Source organism: Rhodopirellula sp. SH410, from assembly GCF_055811895.1.
Genome location: NZ_CM147949.1, coordinates 879,234 through 899,887, shown reverse-complemented (window position 1 = coordinate 899,887; position 20,654 = coordinate 879,234). Strand labels below are relative to the sequence as shown.

General features: G+C 59.0%; 16 protein-coding genes. 6 read left to right on the top strand and 10 right to left on the bottom strand.

Annotated features, from left to right (window positions below; genetic code table 11):
* Positions 1–11 precede the first annotated feature (11 nt).
* Entirely contained in the window at positions 12–590 is a 579-nt protein-coding gene (smpB, locus tag SH410x_RS03620; RefSeq protein ID WP_473674709.1) for an SsrA-binding protein SmpB, read from the bottom strand.
* Between the two features lie 112 nt (positions 591–702).
* Here smpB and lipA point away from each other — a divergent pair, with 112 nt between their 5' ends.
* Complete coding sequence (lipA, locus tag SH410x_RS03615; RefSeq protein WP_473674707.1) at positions 703–1,620, top strand: lipoyl synthase; 918 nt, start codon at positions 703–705, stop codon at positions 1,618–1,620.
* 341 nt (positions 1,621–1,961) lie between these two features.
* Here the strand turns inward: lipA and SH410x_RS03610 are convergent, their stop codons facing one another.
* Positions 1,962–3,137 carry a Gfo/Idh/MocA family protein gene (locus SH410x_RS03610; RefSeq protein ID WP_473674705.1) on the bottom strand — a complete coding sequence of 392 codons (1,176 nt, stop codon included), beginning with the start codon at positions 3,135–3,137 and terminating at the stop codon, positions 1,962–1,964.
* A 244-nt stretch (positions 3,138–3,381) separates the two neighbouring features.
* Between SH410x_RS03610 and floA the strand changes: the two genes are divergently transcribed.
* Together floA and SH410x_RS03600 are read left to right on the top strand one after the other, a co-directional pair.
* On the top strand, positions 3,382–4,467 hold the full coding sequence (floA, locus tag SH410x_RS03605; protein WP_473674703.1) for a flotillin-like protein FloA: 1,086 nt from the start codon (positions 3,382–3,384) through the stop codon (positions 4,465–4,467).
* 23 nt (positions 4,468–4,490) lie between these two features.
* A complete protein-coding gene (locus SH410x_RS03600; protein WP_473674701.1) occupies positions 4,491–4,940 on the top strand; it encodes a hypothetical protein in 450 nt (149 codons plus the stop codon).
* 79 nt (positions 4,941–5,019) lie between these two features.
* On the opposite strand, the gene SH410x_RS03595 is transcribed toward SH410x_RS03600, so the two are convergent.
* From SH410x_RS03595 to SH410x_RS03580, 4 genes are all read right to left on the bottom strand, one after another.
* Entirely contained in the window at positions 5,020–5,916 is an 897-nt protein-coding gene (locus tag SH410x_RS03595) for a universal stress protein (RefSeq protein ID WP_473674699.1), read from the bottom strand.
* 160 nt (positions 5,917–6,076) lie between these two features.
* Positions 6,077–7,927, bottom strand: coding sequence for a phospho-sugar mutase (locus SH410x_RS03590; RefSeq protein ID WP_473674697.1), 1,851 nt, complete (start codon positions 7,925–7,927; stop codon positions 6,077–6,079).
* Between the two features lie 75 nt (positions 7,928–8,002).
* Positions 8,003–8,929, bottom strand: coding sequence for an ABC transporter ATP-binding protein (locus tag SH410x_RS03585; RefSeq protein WP_473674695.1), 927 nt, complete (start codon positions 8,927–8,929; stop codon positions 8,003–8,005).
* A 59-nt stretch (positions 8,930–8,988) separates the two neighbouring features.
* On the bottom strand, positions 8,989–10,254 hold the full coding sequence (locus SH410x_RS03580) for a GNAT family N-acetyltransferase (RefSeq protein WP_473674693.1): 1,266 nt from the start codon (positions 10,252–10,254) through the stop codon (positions 8,989–8,991).
* A 167-nt stretch (positions 10,255–10,421) separates the two neighbouring features.
* Here SH410x_RS03580 and SH410x_RS03575 point away from each other — a divergent pair, with 167 nt between their 5' ends.
* Positions 10,422–11,861, top strand: coding sequence for a PDZ domain-containing protein (locus SH410x_RS03575; RefSeq protein WP_473674691.1), 1,440 nt, complete (start codon positions 10,422–10,424; stop codon positions 11,859–11,861).
* Positions 11,862–11,926: 65 nt separating this feature from the next.
* On the opposite strand, the gene SH410x_RS03570 is transcribed toward SH410x_RS03575, so the two are convergent.
* Positions 11,927–13,828 carry a serine hydrolase gene (locus SH410x_RS03570; RefSeq protein ID WP_473674689.1) on the bottom strand — a complete coding sequence of 634 codons (1,902 nt, stop codon included), beginning with the start codon at positions 13,826–13,828 and terminating at the stop codon, positions 11,927–11,929.
* Positions 13,829–13,998: 170 nt separating this feature from the next.
* Here SH410x_RS03570 and SH410x_RS03565 point away from each other — a divergent pair, with 170 nt between their 5' ends.
* Both SH410x_RS03565 and SH410x_RS03560 read left to right on the top strand, forming a co-directional pair.
* Positions 13,999–15,312: a Gfo/Idh/MocA family protein gene (locus SH410x_RS03565; RefSeq protein ID WP_473674687.1), complete on the top strand. Its 1,314-nt coding sequence runs from the start codon at positions 13,999–14,001 to the stop codon at positions 15,310–15,312.
* A gap of 65 nt (positions 15,313–15,377) precedes the next feature.
* Entirely contained in the window at positions 15,378–17,507 is a 2,130-nt protein-coding gene (locus SH410x_RS03560) for a HEAT repeat domain-containing protein (RefSeq protein ID WP_473674685.1), read from the top strand.
* Between the two features lie 399 nt (positions 17,508–17,906).
* Here the strand turns inward: SH410x_RS03560 and SH410x_RS03555 are convergent, their stop codons facing one another.
* The 3 genes from SH410x_RS03555 to SH410x_RS03545 form a co-directional block, all read right to left on the bottom strand.
* A complete protein-coding gene (locus SH410x_RS03555; protein WP_473674683.1) occupies positions 17,907–18,968 on the bottom strand; it encodes a 3-deoxy-7-phosphoheptulonate synthase in 1,062 nt (353 codons plus the stop codon).
* Positions 18,969–19,071: 103 nt separating this feature from the next.
* Complete coding sequence (gene yaaA / locus SH410x_RS03550; protein WP_473674681.1) at positions 19,072–19,845, bottom strand: peroxide stress protein YaaA; 774 nt, start codon at positions 19,843–19,845, stop codon at positions 19,072–19,074.
* A complete protein-coding gene (locus tag SH410x_RS03545) occupies positions 19,839–20,534 on the bottom strand; it encodes an RNA polymerase sigma factor (protein ID WP_473674679.1) in 696 nt (231 codons plus the stop codon). The genes yaaA and SH410x_RS03545 overlap by 7 nt, the downstream gene beginning before the upstream one ends.
* Positions 20,535–20,654 lie beyond the last annotated feature (120 nt).

Below are 20,654 nucleotides of genomic sequence, written 5' to 3'. Positions count from 1 at the left end.
CCACGGGGTGCCTAGCGAGCTCGCATGGCACGCTTCAGGCCCATATCGGTGTCGCGTTTCTTGAGGGTTTCGCGTTTATCATGAATTTTCTTGCCTTTGACCAACGCCATCACACATTTGGCGATGCCTCGATCGTTGAAATAAACTCGCAGCGGGATCAGCGTCAGCCCACGTTCAAAGGCGCGGCCGGCGAATTTATCGAATTCCCGCTGGTGGACGAGCAGTTTGCGGGGCCGTCGGGGGTCGTGATTCCACAGTCCAGCGTTGGTGTATTGGGCCAGATCAGCGCCCACCAACCACAGTTCACCATTGGTGACGCGGATATGAGCTTCGTCGAGGGACAGCTTGCCATCGCGCATGGACTTCACTTCGCTGCCCTTAAGCATCAAGCCGCATTCGATGGAATCCAGGATCTCGTATCGGAACTTGGCCTTACGATTCTCCGCAACAGGCGTCGTCGACGGAGCCACCTGCTTTCCGGAAGCCTTGCCGCCCGATTTTTTCTTAGCCTTGGTATCGGCGTCTTTCCTGCCCGCAGCGGTCAGTGAGGTTTTATGCGATTTTGTTTTGGACTTCGACATGGCGGACATTGTATCGCGGGTGTGGTAAAGGGCAGCCCCAGCAATGGTGAGATTTTGTTGGGGCGGCTACAATATGGCTTGGTCGCGAAAATTTTTCCTGATTTTGAACGTGAAAGTACCGATGGCTTTTCGATTGCCAGTAGTCTCCGAACCCGAGATGCCTGAGGGCACGTCCGTTAGTGCCACGGGGCGGTTGCCCCGTTGGCTCAAACGCCCGATTCCGAAATCTAATTCGAATCATCTCACCGACCAATTGATGGACGAACTCGGGCTGGAGACGGTTTGCGAGAACGCAAAATGTCCCAACCGGATGGAGTGCTATAGCCAACAAACGGCGACATTTATGATCCTGGGGAACGTCTGTACGCGGCCCTGCGGTTTTTGTGCGGTCAATCGGGGACGACCCCCGCAAGCCCCCGCGGAGGACGAACCAGCGAGAGTGGCCGAGGCTGCCGCCCGCCTGGGATTGAAGCACGTTGTCATCACGAGTGTCACGCGGGACGATCTTCCTGACGGCGGCGCCGATCACTTCTACCGCTGCGTAATCGCCGTCCGCGAGCGAACCGGGGCGACGACAGAGGTCCTGACACCCGATTTCGTGCACTGCAAAGAGGCACTCGGCCGCGTGATCGAGGCTCGCCCGGATGTTTTCAACCACAATATGGAAACGGTTCCACGGCTGTATCGCCGCGTCCGAGGCCCCAAAAGCGACTATGCCTGGACGTTGCAGATGATGCGTGAAGTCAAAAAATACGATGCGACCGTCAAAACCAAGAGTGGCTTGATGCTCGGCATGGGCGAAGAACGCGGCGAGCTGCTCGACGCGTTGGCGGACCTGCGCGAGCACGGTGTCGACTTCCTCACCCTCGGCCAGTACCTGCAGCCCGGTGAAAAATACCTGCCCGTCGTCCGGTACGTGCCCCCAGAAGAGTTCGACGAACTGGCCGACCTCGCGAAACAAATGGGCTTTTTGAAAGTCGCCTCCGGCCCATTCGTCCGCAGCAGTTACCACGCTCGCGACATGGCCGAAACGACCTGAGAAATTGACGCTTTCACTTGCAAATGGGCGACGCCGTTCGGGCCCCAGGTTCGGGCCCCAGTGCCCCAAGTTCGGGCCAAGGGCCCAGCGGATTGCCTCGCCCAGGGCCACGCCCTCGGTAGCGGATCGCCCACGCCGTAGCCGTTCCAGAGATTAGGAACGAGCGGAAAATAGGTGACCGAACGCAAATAGGTGGCCGAACGCTCCGCGGTCGGAATGATCGACCGCGGAGCGTTCGACCACAATTTCAAACACGTCAACCTGCGGCTAAATGCTGCCATGCCTAACGGCACGAAGGAAGTCGTCCTCCGGCCGGAAAGATTGCCGCCACTCGAGCAGCTCTACATCTTCACCCACACGTTGCCGTCTTTCGAGCTCTTCACAGCGGCTTCGATGAACGCCATGCCGGTGTAACCGTCGTCGATGTTGGCGTACTTGCTGCCGTCGCAATCGAACGGTTTGCCATCGTTGAATAGCCGCACGTCCGCTTCAAAACAACGGTGCAGTCTCGCGAACGCGTCGTGGAACGCCTCGGGGTGTCCAGCAGGAACGTTGGGTTCGGCCATCAAATCTTCGGGCAGGTCGCCCAGGAAGCCATCATTGGCCGAAACGGCGCCGCGGAAATAGGTGCGATCAGGTTGACCCGGTAGCTGGATTTTCACTTCCTCAGGGAATTCCTGACGCCACGACAGTGTGCCTTTGGTGCCGTTGACCTCGATGCCGAGGTCGTTTTTGTGTCCGATCGCGATCTGCGAAGCACGAACGATCCCTTTGCCGCCATTGGACAATTCCACGTAGCTGGTGAAGTGATCGTCGAGCATCCGGCCTTTCACGTAGGTTTCCAGGTGTGCCTGCACGCGTTCAACATTCAACCCAGTGACGTAGCGAAGCTGCATCAATGCGTGGGTGCCGATGTCACCGCCACACAAACTTGCGCCTGATTTCTTGGGGTCGACACGCCATTCGGCTTGCGCGTTGCCCGAATCTTCGGTCCGCTCGGCCAGCCAGCCTTGCAGGTAGTACGCGTCCACCCAACGAACGTCGCCGAGCAACCCGCTGGTGACGATGAAACGTGAAAAGCGACTGGTCCAGTGCCCGAGATAGGTGTGCGATACCGCGAAGGGCACCTGGGCCTCTTTGACGGCCGCGACGAGCTGTTTGGCTTCGTCCAGATTGATCGTTAGCGGTTTTTCGCAGAACACGGGGATGCCGGCGCGGACGCACTTGATCGCCGGATCGAAGTGAACGTGGTTGGGGGTGACGATGAGCGCATAATCGATCCGCTCACCAATCGGTTTGGCCGACTCCTGCTCGATCATTTCGTCGTAGCTGTCGTAGCCCTTGATGGGATAGTCCCAGGCGGCGGCTTCGGATTGGGCAATTTTGGCGTCGGGGTGCAGCGCCGCGACCGTCACGCGTCGGGTGCCATCAAAATGGATCGCACGTTGGTGAGGCTGGACGATAAAAGCACCGCCGCCGCCGCCAATCAAACCAACATTCAGGGGTCGCTTCGACATCTTTTTTGCTCACTTCGCGCAGGTTGTTCGTTCAAATTCCTCGAGCCCGGCGGCTCGATGCAGGGCAGCAGTATAACGGGTGGGGAGGCAACGCACAGCCACGGCGCGACCGACCTCACCCGATCAAGGACTCGTTTAAATTCCCAACGCTGCCCGCAATCTCGCCCTCGGCGATGTTACAATGGACGGGCGACAGATCTGCCATTTGACCTCACTCACCCGCACGTGTCTTCTGAGAAACTCCATGAATCCTCTCCTGCCGACTCCCGACTGGACATTCGCCTTAGGCGCGGGGTTGGGTAATTTCAATACACTCGTATTGATCGGTGCTCTGCTCGTCTTTGTGCTCATCCTGCTGGTGTTTTTTGTCTTTGCAAAATACTTCGGCCTGTGGATTCAGTCGGTACTCACGAAATCCAATATCGGGTTCTCCGACCTCATCGCGATGACCTTTCGCAAGGTCAACACACGGGCGATCGTACGCGCCAAAATCATGGCGACTCAGGCGGGGTTGGACGATCCTGAATTGACCGGCGGCGCACTCGAAGCTCACTACCTCGCCGGCGGCAACGTCCAGCAAGTGATCCGGGCATTGATTGCCGCCAAAAAGGCCAAGACGATTTCGCTGACGTTTCGCGAAGCCACAGCAATCGATTTGGCTGGACGGGACGTGCTCGAGTCTGTGCAGACAAGTGTCTATCCCAAAGTCATCGATTGCCCGCCCCGTGGCTCGGCAAAACCCTCGCTCGATTCAGTCGCCCGGGACGGAATCCAGCTGAAAGTGAAGGCCCGGGTGACCGTGCGTGCGAATCTGCAACAGTTGATCGGCGGTGCGACCGAGGAAACCATCATCGCGCGAGTCGGCGAAGGTATCGTCAGCGCGATCGGTAGCGCGGCCAATCACAAGGCGGTCCTAGAGAATCCAGACGTAATCAGCAAAGCTGTCCTGGCCAAAAAGCTGGACTCTCAGACCGCGTTCGAAATTGTTTCCATCGACATCGCCGATATTGATGTCGGTGCCAACATCGGCGCACGCCTGCAAGCGGATCAAGCCGAGGCGGATACCGCCGTCGCCCGCGCCAACGCGGAGAGCAAGCGAGCGGCCGCCGTCGCCGAAGAGCAAGAGATGCAAGCCCGAATCGAGCAGAGCCGAGCAGAAGTCGTCGAGGCCGAAGCAGCCGTGCCTCATGCAATGGCCGAAGCATTTCGCAGTGGCAATCTCATGATCATGGATTACTACCGAATGCAAAACATCATCGCCGATACCGAAATGCGGCGGTCGCTATCGGGACAAGGTGGCGAATCCGCCAGCATCAACGCCCACCAATAATCACCGGCCGGGAGGCTCGCACGATGTCCAAAGATCTCGAAGATTTCCTACGCCAGGCTGCCCAGACGCGACAACGCAAGCAGGCTGAGCGGCTGGCCGAAGCAGAACAACAGCGGAACCAAGAGGCTCGCTTGCGCCCCAGTCCCTACACCAATGCGAGTCAGGAACGCCTGGTTGAGGGAGCCACCGACTATTTCGACGACGCCGAAGTTGAAATCCTGGACGAGCGAGACGTCGAAATCATCGATGCGGTGCACGTCGTTGACGATCAAGACAATCACCGAAACACGCCACCGTCAAATGATTCGTCTCCACGAGCCATGACTGCCGCGAGGATTAGCAGTCCAGAACACGACAGTCCGCGGCAATCGGAACCCCGCCCCGCTGATGCCCTGAAGGAGATCATCCGCACACCGGGTGGTCTGCGCCAAGCATTCTTGATTCGCGAGATTCTTAATCGTCCGCAGTATTGAGGCCCCCTGCCGAAGTATGTTCGCTAACACGTGCCGGATCGCCCCGCCACCGTCTCGATCGCACCCGATGCTGCGAGTTTCAGCGGAGAATCAACACGCTGCAGTGGACGTGATGCAGGACGTAGCGGGAGGTGCTGCCAAGGAAAAACCGTGTGACGGGTCCGCGTCCGGTGTCGCCGAGCACGATCAGGTCACTGCGAGCTTGAGCGATGTATTCGACCAGCCCTTCGCCAACATGTCCAACTTCGATGCTGTAGCAGTCTGCCTTCACACCGCACCGAGCCAATCGATCCGCGGCGTCATCGGCGCAGCGACATGCCTCGGCACGGCGCAACTTCGCCTCTTCCATCGTCGTGGCAAGAATGTCTTCGTGAAACACCTCCAACTTCACCGATGCGGTCACGACAGTGATGTAGTGATCCTCTGTCCAATCAAACTGGCACAACCGGTCCATCAGCTTGATCGATGCCTCGTGCTCGTCCACCGCGATCGCGATTTGAGCGATGCTCCCCGCAGGCACGTCCTGCACGGGCTTGCCGTCGGCCGTGGTTGCCACCCGGACAACCAGCACGCTGCAGGCCGTGTGAGTGGCGACGTAGTCACTGACGCTGCCGAGCATGACCCGCTCGAATGCAGAATGCCCTTTGGCCGCGACCACGACGAGATCGACTTGCTGCTCTTCGGCTCGATCAACGATGCACTGCCCGATATGTCCCGCCATTTGATGCGAGGTGACCGCCGCCTCGAGCGGGCTGATCGCCTCCCGTGCCGACTCGATCGCTTGCCGAGTCATTTCCTTCTGGTACTCGATGTACTGCGGGTACCAGAGTTCAGCTTGCCCGGTCCGCACGACGTCGGGTGGGTTGACGACAATCAAAATCTCCACCTCGATCGATTTCGGCAGCGGAAACGCAGCCAGATACCGGCAGGCCGTTAGCGAGTGATCCGATCCATCCACAGCAAGCAAAATTTTCATCGAAGGCTCTCCTGTTGAGCTAGGTAGCGGTCAAAAGGCCCCGCGGGATTGCATTCTACCATCTGGGGACAGGCCCCTGGCCTCCACCCCAAACCCCGTTGCGGTGATCCGCCGTCCGATCACGCGTTTGAGACAACGCCCCCCAGCGACAGGCATCGCTTTACATCACACTCACTCGCGCGAACTCTCGTACGTCTTCTTCAATCGCCGCGATGCGATCGCCGAGCTTTGTATCGGCCGCTTCCAAGTCCTGTGAATCATCAGCATCCAGTCGCGTGAAGATATAGAATTTCACCTTGGGCTCGGTACCGCTCGGGCGGACCGCGACATAATTGCCCTCGTCCAGCATGTCCAGAATAATCAAGTTGCCAACGGGTCCCTGCAGAGGATCGACCACGGGTGACTCACCGAGTGTCGTGCGGGTTTGGCTTTCGTAGTCGCGGACATGCCCAACGGTCATGCCACCAAGACTGCGGGGCGGGTTCTCCCGAAAGGCCTTCATCAATAGTTTCATTGCGGCCATGCCCTCACTGCCTTCCATGAACACATTGATCAGATCTTCGCGATGCAGTCCATGCTGGCGATAGAGTTCGCCAAGGTAATCATGCATTGATTGATTTTTGGCTTTCAGTTCAGCGGCCAACTCGCTCATCAACATGCAGGCCACCGCACCGTCCTTGTCGCGTGCGTACGAGCCGACGAGATAGCCGTGCGACTCTTCGCAACCGTACAAGAAGTTCTCGGGTCCCTCGAGATCCATCGTTTCGGCGATGTACTTGAAACCGACGAGTAGATCGCCGACACAGCGGACGTTGTGGGCGGTCGCAATCCGGCGCACCAACTCGCTCGTCACGAGTGTCTTCACGACGTAGGACTGATCGTTAATCTTCCCTGCTGCTGCCGCTTTGTCGAGAATGAAATTGGCAAGGAGTGCGGCAATTTGATTGCCGGTGAACGTGCCCCACGGGCCAGCGGTGTCAGTGCCCAGCGGCGCGGCCACGCCGAGACGATCGCAATCGGGATCGGTGGCCATGATGAGATCAAAACCCTCGCGGCGGGCTTGCTCGATCGGTTTTTCGAAGACCGCTTTGTTCTCGGGATTGGACACGTGCCCGGGCACGTTGGGAAAGTCGCCGCTGGGTTCCCGATGCGGTTCGTACACGACCACATCCTCGAAACCGTCACGATGCAAGAGTGGCACGACCGCGGCTTCACCAACCCCGTGCAAGGGCGAGTACAGAATCCGCACATCCCGCGGCCCCGGGAATCGACATTCCGCCGCAGCGTCGAGGTACGCGGCGTCAATCTGGTCGGTGACAATTTCGACTTGACCGTCGGCCAGTGCTTGTTGGAAGTTCGCCCGCTTGATCTCTTGGCAGTTCATCACGCCTGCGATGATCGCTTGATCGTGCGGCGGCAGTACTTGGGCGCCGCTGGACCAGTACACCTTGACCGCATTGTCGCTCGGCGGATTGTGGCTGGCGGTGACCATGATCCCACAATCGCACTGCAGATGGCGAACGGCATAGGAAAGCTGCGGCGTGGCCCGATAGTCATCGAGTAGATAGACCTTAATGCCCGCTGCCACCATCACCTCGGCGCACAGTTCGGTAAAGTGCCGCGAACGGTGCCGGGTATCGTACGCGATCGCACAGGACAACGATTTTTTGCCGCCATGGTAGCGGACAACGTAATCGGCCAGCCCCTGAGCACTCTCGCCGATCGTGCGATCATTGATCGCGTTGGAACCAATCTCGTACATCCGCCCGCGGCGGCCGCCGGTGCCAAACGGAATGATCGTCCAAAAGACATCATCGAGCTTCTGCCACTGCTGCTCCGAAATATGACGCAGCACACTGTCTCGATAATCGCGATAACGGTTCTCGATCAACCAACAGCGAATATTCTCCACCGCCCCCGCTGTGATCTTTCCGTCCTGGCAGGCGTTCTCGACAGCGGTCAACGCAGCTTGGACTTGCGGCGATTCGGAAAGTGCGGGGTCGGAGGCCATTGTGGTGCTCAGAGGAAGAGGAAATCGGGATGCAATGTGCCCCACTAGTTTAGAACTTTGCGAGGCCCGCGACCACTAGCTGACCAGACCTTGCGTGACCGTCATGAAGACGTCTTCGAGTGTGGGGTCGCGGTCGTTGAACGACCGGATCTTCACGCCTTGGGCAATCAAATAATCGAGCAACTGGGCGAGTCCTTCGTCGTCGGTCTCGAGTTCGGCGATGACGCGGTCGGGACGGATCTCGAGATCCCGCAGCGCCGGGCTGCTGCGCAGAATCGAAATGCCCGCTTCACCGTTTTCGGTAAATGCGATTTCAACCATCCGGTTGCGACGAATTTTCCGGTACACCTGCTCAATCGGTCCGTGCATCAGTAGCTGGCCGCGTTCAATAATTCCAATCGACGTGCAGCAGTCGGCCAATTCAGTCAAAATATGGCTGCTGATCAAAATGGTTTTGCCCATCTTCCGCAGTTCTTTTAGCAACGCCTTGACCTCCACCCGAGCGCGCGGATCGAGACCGCTGGCGGGTTCATCCAGGATGAGCACGGGCGGATCGTGGACCAGCGTTTTCGCCAAACACAGCCGCTGCTTCATCCCCCGAGAGAGCCCGTTGACGTAGTCATTGCGTTTGTGCCCGAGATCGAGCAACTCCAACACATTGTCGATAATCGGCCCCCGCGCGGCGCGACCGATGCCGTAGGCGACCGCAAAGAAGTCGAGAAACTCCCACACCTTCATGCCATCGTAAACACCGAAGTTGTCGGGCATGTATCCAATCGAGCGGCGAACCCCCATGGGGTCGCTCATCACATCGAACCCCGCAACCTCGCCGCGGCCGCGAGTGGCCCTGAGCAGCGTTGCTAAAAAGCGAATCGTCGTGCTCTTGCCCGCTCCATTCGGACCGATGAACCCAAACGTCTCGCCGGCCTCGATGTTCAAGTCGATACTTTCGACGGCGGTGAAGTCGCCGTAGTCTTTGCCAAAGCCTTCGAGGTGGATCATGCGAAACTTCTAATGGAAATCAGACAAACTGATGGAAGCGACTCGTCGGAGAACCGTTATCATACAACAGATCGGCCCCATACCGTTTCACGAAACAGACGCAGCATACCGGACCGGCGGTACGCGGCGAGCGCCGGAGCGTTGGCTTGATCGACCGCGAGGATCAATCGCTCGGCAGCCTGTTGCTGACAGATCGCCGCGATCATCCCGATCATGGCCTGACCATAGTCTCGGCCGCGGTACTCGGGGACGATTCCCATGTAGACCAACTCGATCACACATCCCGTATGGATTGGCTCAGAGGGATGAGCGTACGGGGCGGACGCAGCGGACGGGGCGGGGTGGCGGGCCAAAACGACGCAGCCGATCGCGATCGGTTCATCGCCCGGATCCCCAACTGCCGCGACCGTGTACCACAATTCAGGCGTGTAGGTCGCAGCGCTGCGGTAACCCCGGATAATCTCGTGTGCCGTACGGAACTGGGCCAACGGTGGGCAGTCGAGTGAATCCACATAGGTCTGCTCAACGAGCTGTTCAAATGCCGCCGTTTGAGCACCCTCGGCTTGATCGAGCGGCTCAAAGATCACATTGCGACGTTCCCGATGAGCCGAATCCCCGTCGTCACTTCGCTGCGGGGGGGCGTCCCATGTCCCCGCTGCGTCTCGGTCCAATGATAAATATTGGAGCGTTCCAATCTGAGTAAAATTCATAGCCTCGGGCCACTGAGCGATGGATGACGCCATGCGGACCCTTGGTGACGCCATGCGGACCGGAGAGTTCACCTCCGCATTGGGAGCCGACGTCGCATTCGCCCCAAGCGGCTGAGGTGACACCACATCGGTCGCCCACTGGACGAAACGAACATGGGCGAGCGAGAAAATGGATTCCAATTTCCGCCAGATGGCTGCCCCATGGGATTCCGACACGCCCAGGGTGGCAAGGTGCCGATCCCGCCTAACTGTCGGGCGAATTCGCCGGTGGCGGGAATCGGGTTGAGCCCAATCCACATGCAGCACGGTCGCCGTGTCGCTATCCGGTGCTAGGATAGCGATGGCCATCACGCTCTCCTCCAGTATCGGTTGCCCCGATGAAGCCGCGATGCAGACCAAGCGATGTTCGGATTCAGAGCGTAAAATCTCTCGTATTTGTTCGGTAAGAAGACATGCTCGGGTGGGCGAGAGACGACTGAACGCATGCGGCAGAACCGTTGCCAATTCCGCAACGGCAACTTCCCACACGTCGATCGAGTTGATGGACTCGCCGTGGCTTTCCCCCGCTGCGGCAGCTAAATTAGTGGGAAGCGACGGAATTGACTCGCGGGTCATGAGGGCGAATCTACTTACCGACGTCTACCTACCGATGGGGTCGACAACGTCGTGGAAGGATGCGGATTCAAAAATTCGTCGATTTCCGTGTGCTCGGCGCACCTTATCTTAGTGATCGCAGAAGTAAATAACATGGGATCTGATCCCAAAACTCTCGAGTGCATTTCATGATTCAGTTCGATCCGTCGAAAAAACGACGCCTCCTCAGCATCCTGTTACCCAGTGCCATGCTGATGTTTGCCGCGCAGTGCGTCTTCTGCCAGGCGGCGTCAGCCCAGGGGTTGATGAACCGCATCCGGGCGCGGATCGAGTCGCGGATGGCTTCTCCCCCACCACCACCGGGGCCGCCGGCGCGACCGTCTGAATATCGCCCGCCCGCTGGCGCGCCGAATTCGGATCAGACAGCGTCACCGGAATCGCCCCGCGTACTCGCGACGCCACGCGTACTCGCGACGCCGACGCCGATGTCACTGCAGAGACAGCCATCGGGGAGGTATGCCACCCCGCCCGCTGGCACCGGTGAAGCGTCTGAACCCACATTCGGAGTCGAGATCGCCCCCGTCGGTTTTGGCCCCAGCCGAGGCCTCGAAGTACGGGGACTTAGCCCTGACTCACCGCTTCAGGAAGTCGGGATTCGCCGCGGTGATGTGATCGTTGCAATCGATGGCAGACGCACCGATTCCATGGCGGCGATTGTCGCCGCTCGGCGACAGATTCCGCCAGGTGAACGTGCGACCATACAGATCGTCCGCGCCGGGCAACTCTACCAGGTTCAATTGCCCGCCTGGCAAGCAGCCGATCCTGCGGGGGCGCAGGTTGATGGCATCGCAGCAGCTGATCCAACAACAGCAGCGGCGGCGCGATCGGCAGCCAAGCCACCGATCGACAGCTCGACAATCATCCGTTCACCGATCGAGTCGCCCGACGGTCAGGCGGCAGCTCGAGGATCCCTACAGCGCCCATATCTACCGGGTACCCCCACACCGGCGCGGCCTCGTGCGTCGCTGGGGATCACTGCCCGCGACGCGCGCCCGCAGCGTGGCGTGATCGTGGTCGATGTTACTGACGGTTCAGCCGGTGGGGTCGGCGGGATCCACGTCGACGACCGTATCGTCTCGGCCGCCGGACGACTGATTCGCGACACGGGGGGACTGATCCGTGAACTCGCCCTCAGGCAACCCGGCGATTCCATCACGCTCGGGATTGTTCGCGGCGAGACCATGCATGAACTTGTCGTGCACATGGGTGACCGTGATGGCAGGCTCGTTCAGCGAGCCAATGATCTAGCAAAATCGGCGTCCAACCTGACCAACGGTCCCGCCCCACAAGCCGGCCGAGACGGTGCAGCGAGCACGCAGAGCGATCTGCTCGGCGGCGTCGGCGCCGCCCTGGGTAATTTCTTCGGCAATGGTGCCGCCAAGCAAGCAGACTCGCCCAACACGTCCGGCAAAACGGATGCGTCTGCGAGCACGCCAGTCACCGACAGCGACTCGGCCGAAGGTGCCGCAACCAAAGTGGCAAACAACGTTTTCGAACTACCAGCACCTACACCGGAGAAAACACCCGAGCCGGAGGCCGACCCCCTGGCACTCCCCGACGACGAGTGATCCTCTCGGGCGTCAGCGGCCCCAGGCGATACGCTGCCGTCGCTCCGCGACTTTTCAATCCGCAATCATCTCGTTTCGGTGGGTGCATCCATGGCATCGTAGATCACACCTTTTAGCTTGGACTCGGTCAGCCACTGGTAGGGCATGACCTGTTCAAGCGTGACTACGACGAGGCGGTCCTGTGGTGATATCCAGTAGTGTGTGCTCGCGGCGCCGCCCCAACCATATTCGCCCACTCGGCCTTGCGGGTCCCAATCGCTCATCTCCTCGCGGACGCAGAAACCGAATCCAAACCCGACCCCGGTGCGTGCCTCTTTGCCAAATTTGATCCAGCCGACATCTTGCGGTAATTGATTGGTCGTCATCAGGGCCACGGTATCCTCCTTGAGTAACCGCACGCCGCCGAGTTGGCCGCCGCCTTCGATCATCATCAGAAACCGCATGTAATCACCGGCCGTTGAGACCAACCCGCCGCCGCCCGAACAGAACGCGGGCTTCTCCAGATAGCGACTGGACGATGGGGCATCAAGGATTGTTAGATTGCCTTTCTTGTCGCTGGTGTAGTTGGCTGCGAAACGACCGACTTTGTTCGGCGGCACCCAAAACCCGGTATCCTCCATTCGCAGGGGTGCGAAAATTCGCGTTTGAAAGAACTCCTCGAGCGAGAGCCCCGACGCGACTTCGACGACACACCCCAACACGTCTGTTGAGATCCCGTAGTGCCAATCGGTTCCCGGCTCAAACAACAATGGCAAATCAGCGAGCCGCGATTGAAACTCCTTGCTCGATACATCACGATCAAGCATGCCGAGCTTCCGGAAGGCATTGTCGTAGGCGGGGACACCTGCATCGCCGTAGCTGTAGCCAGAGGTGTGCCGCATTAGATCGGCGATCGTCATCGTCTGCCTTGCCGGGCGTGTGGTGTCACCGTCGACGACCTGGACATGGGCAAGTCCGGGCAAATATTTTGCCACGGGATCATCGATGCGGATGCGGCCTTCCTCGACGAGCATCATCGCAGCGGCGGTTGTGATCGCTTTGCTCATCGAATAGATACGAACGATCGTATCATCCTGCATCCCTTCGTCCGCTTCGATGTCGCGTTTGCCATACGCCCGCTGCAGGACGACCTTGCCATCGCGGGCAATCATGACTGCCCCGCCCGCAATCGCATGTTCGGCAACGGACTGCTGCATCAACTCGTCGATCTCATCCAACTTGTCGGTAGACATCCCGACATCTTGCGGGGCAGCAGTCGGTAACGCGACCGTAGCAATGGTGGCCATGCCATCGGTGGGGTCTTCGACCAAGACGAGGTTGCGAAAATGATACTCTTGAGGCTGCCGATTGCCGTGCAGTTGAAGCCCGATCGGCGAGGCTTGGAACCGATCGGCGTGATCCGTGAGGTCCATGACGAACTGACCGTTGGCGGCCACTCGAATGCGATCGCCTCGAACCAATATCTCAATCTGGTTCCACTCACCCACGTTTTCTACGTCGGGATGGTAGGGACCGGCGTGGTCAGCGGGAAACACGCGATTGCGACCATGGGCATCCCATAGCCCCCAGTCCTGGCAGAACATCAACAACGGCCCACGGAACCCGAACTCCTGACCCGCATCTTCGATGATCTCACCGAGGCAACACACCGCCGAATGCATCGTTGAATAACGCTTCCCCATCGTTTGTCGCACTTCTAGCAGCAAACGAAAGTCACGGTAGGACTTTTCGGTTAGCAGGTAGGTACTCGCCGGGTTGGGCTGATCATTTTTGGCAACGATCGTCCCCTCCTCAATCGACCAATACTTGTCCGTCAGGCCCTGCCAGCCAGTAAAAGTCTCCCCGTCAAACAGGGACGTGCCGACTTCGCCAGCAGGCAACGTGATCTCCGCGTGAGCAATGGCGGGCATCAGTATCGCGCCCCACCCCAAAATCAATGTGGCGAGACGTTTTGCGAATCGATTCATCAGGAAACTCTTGGCAAGCGAATGGGGGGGACGTCAGCGGCTAACAATCCCATCATCTTACTCGTTCCCCGACGACATTGCCGCTCGTTTGACAATGCTCGATCTGGCTGATGTAGAATAGCGTCTTCAGCCATGAAGTCTTTCAACATAACAATCAAGGGATCTATCACATGCGTTCGTCACAAAAGACGCAATCCATCGGCCTGCCGTCGCGACGGCGTTTTCTGGGTCAATCGCTGGCAGTGGGTACCGCGGCGGCGAGCTCGCTGGCAATCCCTCGTTTTGTCAGTGCGTCCACGCTTGGATTGGGCGGCGCGGTCGCGCCGAGCGATCGCATCACCGTTGGCGGCATCGGGATTGGTCGGCGGGGGACCTACGACCTGGGGTGTTTTCTAGAACAACCCGATGTGCAGTTCATCGCGGTCGCTGACATCAAAGAGACCCAGCGCACGGCCGTGAAAGATCGCGTCAACGCGCATCACAACAACACCGATTGCGACACCTATCTGGACTTCCGGGAACTGCTCGGCCGTGACGATATCGATTCCGTCTTGATTGCGACGGGTCCGAACTGGCACGCCACCGCAGCCTGCACGGCCGCGCGAGCGGGCAAGGACATCTACTGCGAAAAGCCCTGCACCAAGAACATTGCCCAGAGCCTGCAGCTGGCCGAGACGATGCGCCGCAGTGGCGTCGTTTTCCAAGCCGGAACACAGCGACGCAATTTGCCCCATTTCGAATTCGCCTGCATGCTCGCGCGCACCGGACGATTAGGCACACTGCGGAAGGTACATGCTCAGCCTGCCGGGATGCAAACCAAGATGAGTGGTTGGCTGCCCGCCCAAGACTTGCCACCGATCGAGGAAGTGGACTGGAACATGTATCTCGGCCCCGCGGCGTATCGGCCGTACAACAAAGCTTGGTTGGACGGATTCAATTTCGAGAAAGGCGGCGGGCTGACCGGTGGCGGTGTTCTCGAATGGGGCTCGCACTGTGTCGACCTGTGCCAATGGGCGGCCCGTGCCGACGCGACCGCAGCCATCCATTACCATGCCCCGAAGGACAAGCGAATTCTGGCCGAGTATCCCAGCGGCGTGCAACTGGTGATTCGCGATGACGGCTGGCTACCGCTCGGCTCCTGCCCCGTGCGGTTTGAAGGGGATGATGGCTGGATCGAAACCGGTGATAGCGGCAAGTTCGTACTCAGTTCACCGGAGCTGCTCGCCGGGCGTGAGGTCGCTGAAATTGGCGGCTATCCCGCCACGTTCCATGTGCGTGATTTCTTAGACTGCGTCAAAACCCGCAGCCAGCCGCGAGCCAATGCCGAAGCCGCCTGCTACGCGCACATCACCTGCCATGCCGCCAACGTGGCGGCGTTCTTGGGACGTGATGTCAACCTGGATCCGCAGACCTATCAATTCATCGACGACCCCGAAGCCAATCGGTTGCGAGGGGAAGCATTCCGGGAACCTTGGCAGATCTAAAGTTCCCCGCCTCTCTCTTTGACGTTTTTTTCAATCCACTCGTTCAATCCATTATTAATACCACCATGCTCGTCAAACAATGTTTCCTGCTGTTACTTGGCCTCGTATCGATAGGTTCCCCCACAACAACCTGGGGCGAGGACGTTCCCACGGAAGAGGTGATGATTGCGACATTGACTTCGGCCGACGCACCGTCAGCCGATAAAGCCATCACGTGCAAACGGCTTGCCGTATTTGGCTCCGCTGAGTGCGTGCCCGCTGTCGCCGCTTTGCTGCCCGATCCCGAATTGAATTCGTGGGCACGCATCACCCTCGAAGCGATCCAAGACGACTCCGCCGAAGCGGCATTGATCGATGCCGCGTCGACACTCGAAGGACTTCCGCTCGTTGGTGTGATCAACTCGCTCGGCGTCAAACAATCAGAGGCGGCAGTCGAACTGCTCACTCAAAAACTCGGCAGTGACGACGACATGGTTGCCCAAGCGGCAGCGATGTCACTGGGGAAAATTGGTAGCACCGATGCGATCGCGGCGTTAACGGGTGCCCTGGCTGAATCACGAATGAACATTCGGTCGGCCGCTGCTGAGGGGTTGATTCGCTGCGCCGAGAAACTGCCATCTGCCGAGGCCATCGAACTCTACGATTTAGTGCTCGATAAAGAACTACCGAACCCACGAAAAGTCGAAGCGACCCGGGGTGCGATCTTGTCGCGAGGCAAAGACGGGATTGCACTGCTCGTGACGAGTTTGGAATCGGACAATCAACGAATTCGCTACATCGCACTGACGGCCGCTCGGGAACTCAGCGGTGACGGCGTCGCCGATGGCTTGCTCGCTGCACGATCCGACGTGCCACCCTCGCAAGCCGCGTTGTTCTTGATCGCACTCGGAGATCGTGGCGAAGCGTCCATGCTGCCCGCCATGCTCGAAACGATTCAACAGCCCGCGAAAACCGATACCGACATCGACGTGAAAACAGCGGCCATTGGCGTGGTGCAGCGCATCGGCGACCCCTCGTGTCTGGATGCACTCATCGCCGCCGCAACGGACGATAACGACGTCGTCGCTTCGGCGGGACGCACGGCGCTGCAGAACGTCGGTGACGAGGACATGAATGCCGCCATCGTCGAGCGAGCACATCAAGCTCAGGGCGATGCATTGAAGACCTGGATCGAGGTGATCGGAGCACGTCGAATTGATGCCATCGACTTGCTCGTCGACGCCGCCAAACAGAATGACGTGGCGATTCAAGCTGCCGCCTTGGCGGCACTGGGCGACGTTGCCACCCTCGACGAACTGCCCATCCTGAGCAAACAAGCGTTTTCGGATGGCAGCCAGCAAGACAGCAGCGTGCATGCTGCGGCCCTGCGAGCGATCCGCGCCGCCTGCGTGCGGATGACCGATCGAGCGGCCTGCGTCAACCAACTCGAAACCGCCATGGAAAACGCAAACCCCACCGCTCAGCTGGAAATTCTCGAAATACTCGCCGCAATGGGCGATTCCGATGCACTCCAAGCTATCGAGAAGGCCGCGATGGGCAACTCGCCAGCACTCCAGAACGCTTCGACCCGGTTGCTCGGGGGCTGGATGACCGTCGACGCGGCAAACGTCCTGGAGAAAATCGCCGCCGATGGCAATCATCCCTACCGTATCCGCGCCGCCCGTGGTTACCTGCGTTTACTTCGCCAATTTCCCATGCCGCCCGCCCAGCGTGACGAAATGACAACCACCGCCATGTCATTCTGTGACCGTGACGATGAGAAACGATTGATTTTGGATGCCGCCGGGCGTTATCCGAGCCTGACGATGTTAAAGCTCACTGTGCAAATCAGTCAGAACGAATCACTCCAGAGCGAAGCCCAAGCCGTGGGCATGGCGATCGCTCGCGATCTCGAATCGTCTCCCGAACTCGAGAAACTACTCGCCGAGTTGGACATCGAAGAAGTGAACGTGGAAATCGTTCGCGCGATGTATGGTGCCGAGGACGAGCAGGTCGATGTCACCGAACGGCTTCGCAAACAAGTCGGCAAACTACCGATCATCCGGCTCGCCAACCCGAACTACAACTCGAATTTCGGAGGCGATCCGGCCCCTGGAAAACCCAAACAGCTCACCATCGAGTATCGCCTCGACGGCCGAGCGGGCAAATCGGCTTTCAAGGAAAATGACCCGATCGTGTTAGTCATCCCCGATTGATCGATCGGAACCTTTAGCAACGCTAGCGAGAGGCGGCCGTACGACGTTTGCGAGAGACGATCGTACGGACGCTAGCGTGGGCGGGTCGATTAGCTGAATCGCGCCGACGTCCCCCCAACGGCCTCGGGTAGCACCCGCCACATCGATGGCGGCAAGGTGCTGCCAAGTGACATGGACGCGGGCGCGTGCGATTCGTTGCAAAAGAAGGATTGCAGAATGCAAAAGACCTCGTGACCGTGAGGCCACTCGCATTTTGCAATTGAACGTTTTGATTTCCCAGGCCTCTGGCGTGAATGCGCCCACCGGACGGCAAATTGTCAATTTGCCCAGTCAGGTTCCAGCGACCGCTGGGGGACACTCACGACGCGAATTCGCAGCACTCGTTCTCTTGGCCGCCCCTTAGCGGCGGGCAATCACTGCGTCGCTGAGATCCTGCAGGATCAGTTCCGTTTCGCCCCAACCGATGCACGCGTCGGTGACACTCTGCCCCCGCACGAGCCCCCCCTTGCCGAGGCTCTGATTGCCCTCGACGAGGTTGCTCTCGACCATCACGCCCATGATTCGCAAGTCACCATCGCTGACTTGACTGCATATGTCACGGCAGACATAGCGTTGCCGAGCGTACTTTTTGCGACTGTTAGCGTGGCTGGTATCAATCATGATCCGGGCCGGCAGATTGGCTTTGGCGAGCAGATCGGATGCCGCATCAATACTCGCGGCATCGTAATTCGTGTGCGTTCCGCCTCGCAGGATGACGTGGCAATCGCTGTTGCCGGTGGTCGCGAAAATCGCCGAGGTGCCCTCTTTCGTCACGGACAAGAAATGGTGCGGTCGCTGGGCGGAACAAATCGCATCAACGGCAATTTGGACGTTGCCGCTCGTTCCATTTTTGAATCCCACCGGGCACGATAACCCCGATGCCAGCTCACGATGGCCTTGACTTTCAGTCGTCCGAGCCCCGATGGCTCCCCAGCCAACGAGGTCAGCGATGTATTGGGGGCTGATCAGATCCAAAAACTCGGTACCTGTCGGCAAGCCCAACGCATTGATATCTCGCAGCAGGCCGCGGGCGGTGCGCAGACCGCGATTGATCTCGAAGCTATCGTCGAGTCCGGGGTCATTAATGAGCCCCTTCCAACCGACGGTGGTTCGCGGCTTCTCGAAGTAGACCCGCATCACGATCAACAATTCGCCAGCATGTTTTTGCTGCTCGACGGCGAGCAACTTCGCATACTCCAACGCCGCTTCCGGGTCGTGAATCGAACACGGACCAACGACGACGACCAAGCGGTCGTCTTCCTGACCGAGCACACGCCGAATGCCATCGCGTGCGGCCGTCACCGTTTCGGCGACTTCTGGCGAGCCCGGAATTTCGCTCATCAGTTCCTGCGGCGGCATCAGCGGCTTCATTGCACGAATCCGAAGATCATCGGTTGCCGGAGTTTGAGTCTTTTCGGTCATCAAGTCGTCTACACGAATGGTAGGGTCAGTGGGAAATCGGAGATTGTGAAAAAAGGGATCTGCCTCTCTTTCCAATACGACTATCGTTGATCAACGCCAAAGATCAACGGGGGCCTCGCAAAAATACCGGAACGCGGTCGGTGGACGATTCCGCATCATGGCGATATCCGTCCTCGGCAAATTGCGTCAGCTTCGCCAAGGTCCTGACACGGTGGCGAAGCACCCAGGCCGCCATCGTGCCGCGTGCCTTTTTGGCGAAAAAGCTAATGATTTTGTAACTGCCGTTCTTGAACTCCTTGAACGCCGGCGCCACCACCGGGGCCGGGAGCGCCGACGCGTGGATCGAACGAAAATACTCGTTCGAGGCTAAATTAAGCAGATAACGGGAGCGACCGGCGCGCATCGACTCAGCGATCTGCTCCGTGATCCGGTCGCCCCAGAACGCATACAAGTCCTTGCCACGCGAATTTGCCAGCGACGTACCCATCTCCAGCCGGTAGGGCAGGATCCGGTCGAGCGGTCGCAGCACACCGTAAAGCCCCGACAGGATTCGCAGCTGATCCTGGGCACGCTCGATTTGCTTGGCCGTGAACGTCTCCGCTCGCAATCCTTGGTACACGTCGCCCTGGAAGGCAAAGATCGCCGGTTTGGAACCCGTACGTGGGTGCGGGGCATGCCAATCCTGGAATCTGGCGTGATTGAGTTCCGCCAACGATTCGCTGATGCCCATCAAATTCCGCAGATCGCCTGGCGTTTGCTGCTTCAGCAAACGAATCAATTCTTGGCTCTCGGCGATCAGGGCGGGCTCGGTCGCGGCGAAATCAGGCGTTTCCGATTCGAAATCAAGCGTTTTAGCAGGCGAAAGAACAATCAACATGGCTCATTCAGTTCTGGAAAGACGCCCGCATCGAGATCTCGACGGGCAATGATCGCTTTGATACGGGTGAGAAAATCGCTCTTCAAATTGGCCACCTGTTGCTGCGTAAGGTCCAAGCGTTTCGCCACGTCAAGGTTGCTGTGTCCGGCGACAAACAACATTTCAATCGCCTGCAGTTTGGCGTAATTACCGCTCTCCCGCCAGTGAGCGATCTGATCGGCAATCGCGGCAGCCACGACATCCTGCTCCAACTCCATCCGTTCGGCGCTGCGTGCAATCGAACTGGCCACCCGTCCGCGACCCGGGATCGGCAGCTCGCCAGCGGTCCCGTCTCCCGTCCCACCGCGGCCGTAAAGTGGCAGTGTCGGCCGCCGTCCGGTTTTGCGAAGGTGATCGGTCAGTTTGTATCCGCAGATGGAAAACAGATAGTTTTCCAAACGACGGCGCCGGTCGTAATTAGGCAGCGAAACGAGAAACCCGATCAGCGTTTCCTGAACAATGTCCTCGCTCACGCTGCGATCGTGTAACCGGCGAACGACATAGGCGAGCAACCGACCTTCGTACTGGTCGATCAACCGCCGCCATGCCGATTCGTCACCCGCCTGGATCGCAGCAATCAAGGCGGTCTCCGCAGCGTCAGGCATCGCGCCAGCAGAGGCGGGCTCCGGTTCGGATCGGGAGAAGTTCATGATTATCAATCTAACAACAGGATCGAGTCCGTACGATCCGACATTGTCGACCGACCCCGCCGCGAGTCGCGATCAACCAGCGCATCTAAGCTCAAACCAGCGGGGCCGTCTGAACACCAT